The sequence below is a fragment of the Actinoplanes sp. NPDC051633 genome (assembly GCF_040681735.1).
Classification (GTDB): domain Bacteria; phylum Actinomycetota; class Actinomycetes; order Mycobacteriales; family Micromonosporaceae; genus Actinoplanes.
Genome location: NZ_JBFAZH010000837.1, coordinates 1 through 3,463 on the forward strand (window position 1 = coordinate 1; position 3,463 = coordinate 3,463).

Here is a 3,463-nt window from a genome sequence, read left to right on the forward strand (position 1 = left end):
TACCTTCCGTCGCTCCGCTACCGATACGGCGGAGGACGACCGCCCGACCGTTGCCGGCAACAGCACTGTTGCCAAGCCCGATGACAAGACCACCACCCGTTTCGTCACCGCCGGCGGAGCGGCCACCGACCGTCAGCCGCGCAGCAGTGCGGAGACCGGTCGCGCGACCGTCGCTCCCCGCAACACCACCTCCGCCACCGACACCACGCTCGAGCAGCGCAAGGTCGAGGATCGGCCGCGGGAGGTCGCCGGCCCCAGGCCGCGCGCCAGCCTGCTCGCCACGCTGGGCCTGATCCTGAGCGTCGTCGCCGCCCTGCTGGTGCTCTCCGGCCCGCTGCTGGGCTACGGCATCGGTGTCGCCGTGCTGGCCCTGGTCCTGTCGCTGAGCGGGATCCACGCCACCGGCCGCCGGCACGTGGCCGGCAAGTCCGACGCGCTGATCGGCATGGTGCTGTCGCTGGCCGCGATCGTGGTCGGCGTGCTGGCGTTGACCGGCTCGCTGAGCTGGCTGGGCACCGACATGCAGCCGGTCAACTCTGCGCGAGAGTGGCTTGACGCACAGTTTGTCGACCGTTTCTGACGGGTAGGTACAAATACAGGAACCGGGACGGACTCACCGCCGTTCCCGCCCCGATAGTTCCGGCGGTGCGCTGGAGGCAGCAGTCCAGGGGTGGCTCTCCGACTTCGGAGCGCCACCCCTGACTCGTACTTAACGAATCGTTGCTGTGACCCCGGAAAGCGCAAGGATCGAACGCGCTGCGCAAGGTTGATCTGCGGTTCCAGCAGGGCTTTCCCGCATACCGTTGCGGCATGACAACCCGCCGCTATCTGATGTGCCGGCCGACGTACTTCGCCGTGACATACCGGATCAATCCGTGGATGGACCCGACGGCGCCGTATGACAACGCCCTGGCGATCAGTCAGTGGGAGACCCTGCGCCGCACCTTCCTCGACCTCGGCCACACCGTCGAGCTGATCGAGCCGCTGCCCGGCCTGCCCGACATGGTCTTCGCCGCGAACGGCGGCACCGTGGTCGACGGCAAGGCGCTCGCGGTCCAGTTCCGCGACCCCGAGCGCGCCGACGAGGCGCCGGCCTACAAGGCCTGGTTCGCCGGAAACGGCTTCGAGGTGTACGACTCGAAGCACACCAACGAGGGTGAGGGTGACATCCTGCTCGCGGGGGACGTGCTGCTGGCCGGCACCGGCTTCCGGACCGTGCACGCCGCACACCTGCAGACCCAGGAGCTCTTCGGCCGCCCGGTGATCACGCTGCAGTTGATCGACCCGGCGTATTACCACCTGGACACGGCGCTGTGCGTGCTCGACGAGCACACGGTGGCGTACCTGCCGGACGCCTTCTCGCCGGGCTCGCGGGCCGTACTGCGGCGGCTCTTCCCGGACGCGGTGATCGCCACCCCGGCGGACGCCGCCGTGCTCGGGCTCAACGCCGTCAGCGACGGCGAAACGGTGGTGCTGCCGGTGCAGGCCACCGCGCTCGACGCCGCGCTCAAGGAGCGCGGTTACCAGACCATCGGGGTCGACATGTCGGAGCTGCGTAAGGCCGGCGGCGGTCCCAAGTGTTGCACGCTGGAGGTGCGTTCGTGACGACCGTCGACATGGTGACGCCGGAGGCGCTGGCCGAGGCCGAGCGCTGGACCGCCCACAACTACCACCCGCTGCCCGTGGTGGTGGCCGACGCCGAGGGCGCCTGGGTGACCGACGTCGACGGCCGCCGCTACCTCGACTTCCTGGCCGGATACTCGGCGCTCAACTTCGGGCACCGTCATCCGAGCCTGATCGCGGCCGCGCACGCCCAGCTCGACCGGCTCACGCTGACCAGCCGCGCGTTCGTGCACGACCAGTTCGCCGACTTCTGCCGGGGGCTGGCGCAGCTCTGCGGCAAGGACCTGGTGCTGCCGATGAACACCGGCGCCGAGGCGGTCGAGACCGCGATCAAGGTGGCCCGCAAGTGGGGCTACCGGGTCAAGGGTGTGCCGGACGGCCGGGCCAACATCGTGGTGGCGGAGAACAACTTCCACGGGCGTACGACCACGATCGTCAGCTTCTCCACCGACCCCGACGCGCGGGACGACTTCGGGCCGTACACGCCCGGGTTCACGATCGTGCCCTACGGCGACCTGGAGGCGCTGACCGCCGCGGTCGACGAGCACACGGTGGCCGTGCTGCTCGAGCCGATCCAGGGCGAGGCCGGGGTGCTGGTGCCGCCGACCGGCTACTTCGCGGGCGTACGCGAGGTCTGCACCGACCGCAAGGTGCTGCTGATCGCCGACGAGATCCAGTCCGGCCTCGGCCGCACGGGCCGCACCTTCGCCATCGAGCACGAGGACGTCGTCCCCGACATGTACGTGCTGGGCAAGGCCCTCGGCGGCGGCATCGTGCCGGTGTCCGCGGTCGCCGCCAACCGCGACGTGCTCGGCGTGCTGAAGCCTGGCGAGCACGGTTCGACCTTCGGCGGCAACCCGCTGGCCTGTGCCATCGGCGTCGAGGTGGTCCGGCTGCTCGAGCGCGGCGACTTCCAGCGGCGCTCGGCCGAGCTCGGCGAGCGGCTGCACGACGGGCTGCGCGCGCTGATCGGCCGCGGTGTGCTGGCCGTCCGCGGGCGCGGGCTGTGGGCCGGCGTGGACATCGACCCGGCGCTGATGACCGGCCGGCAGGCGTGCGAGCGGCTCGCCGAGCAGGGCGTGCTGGCCAAGGACACGCACGGCTCGACGATCCGGCTCGCGCCGCCGCTGGTGGTCACGCCGGCCGAGCTGGACCAGGCCGTGGCGGTCCTGGCCAAGGTGCTCGACGAGGCTCGCTAGCGCTCGAACTTGCGGATCGCCATGGTGGGGGCGTCGGACATGACCGACGCAGGCTGGCTGACGCCCCCGTTGGCCCACATCTTGGCGCGGCCGACGTTCACGCCGGCGTAGAGCTCCACCACGTCTTCGCCGCCGACCACGCGGACCTCGTCACGCGCCAGGGTGACCCGCTCGTCGTCGTCCAGCGACCCGCCCGGGCGGATCCCGGTGCCGTTGGTGGAGACGTCCTGGACGGTGAGCTTGTCGCCGTCCAGGGCGAACCGCGCGTGGCCGCGGCTGATCCATTTCCGGGCGTCCTCACTGAGCCACTGGCCCAGCATGACGCCGTCGCCGCCCTCCGGGGCCCGGCCGACCGTGACCGGGTGGCCGGTGGAGACGACGAACCTGCGGCGGTTGACGTCGTCGATGCGTACCGAGAGCACCTCGATGTTGGGCCTCGGGCCGACGTCGGCCAGCTTCGTGCCGTGGCGCGGACAGGTGGGCACGCCGGCCCGCAGCGTCGGCGGCGGCTGGGCCACCGGGCTGGTCGTCTTGCGCATGTCCGCGAACGGGCTGTCCGAGTCGCCGCCGCCGAAGGCGCCGCAGTTGGCCTCGGGGCAGCGCCACACGCGCGCCAGCAGCTTGGCGCCCATCGGCGACGG

General features: G+C 71.3%; 3 protein-coding genes and 1 pseudogene. 3 read left to right on the forward strand and 1 reads right to left on the reverse strand.

Annotation, left to right across the window (positions count from 1 at the left end):
• The 3 genes from AB0M20_RS33005 to rocD all read left to right on the forward strand — a co-directional run.
• The coding region (locus AB0M20_RS33005; protein ID WP_364304254.1) for a thrombospondin at nt 1-580 on the forward strand (580 nt) is incomplete at its 5' end.
• A 230-nt stretch (nt 581-810) separates the two neighbouring features.
• The gene (ddaH, locus tag AB0M20_RS33010; RefSeq protein ID WP_364304255.1) at nt 811-1,605 is read left to right on the forward strand and encodes a dimethylargininase; all 795 of its coding nucleotides are present in this window, start codon (nt 811-813) and stop codon (nt 1,603-1,605) included.
• Nucleotides 1,602-2,822, forward strand: coding sequence for an ornithine--oxo-acid transaminase (gene rocD / locus AB0M20_RS33015; protein WP_364304256.1), 1,221 nt, complete (start codon nt 1,602-1,604; stop codon nt 2,820-2,822). Before ddaH ends, rocD begins: the two co-directional genes overlap by 4 nt.
• Here the strand turns inward: rocD and AB0M20_RS33020 are convergent.
• A pseudogene (locus AB0M20_RS33020) lies at nt 2,819-3,463 on the reverse strand (FHA domain-containing protein); the annotation flags it as partial. The gene rocD and the pseudogene AB0M20_RS33020 sit on opposite strands and share 4 nt — an antisense overlap.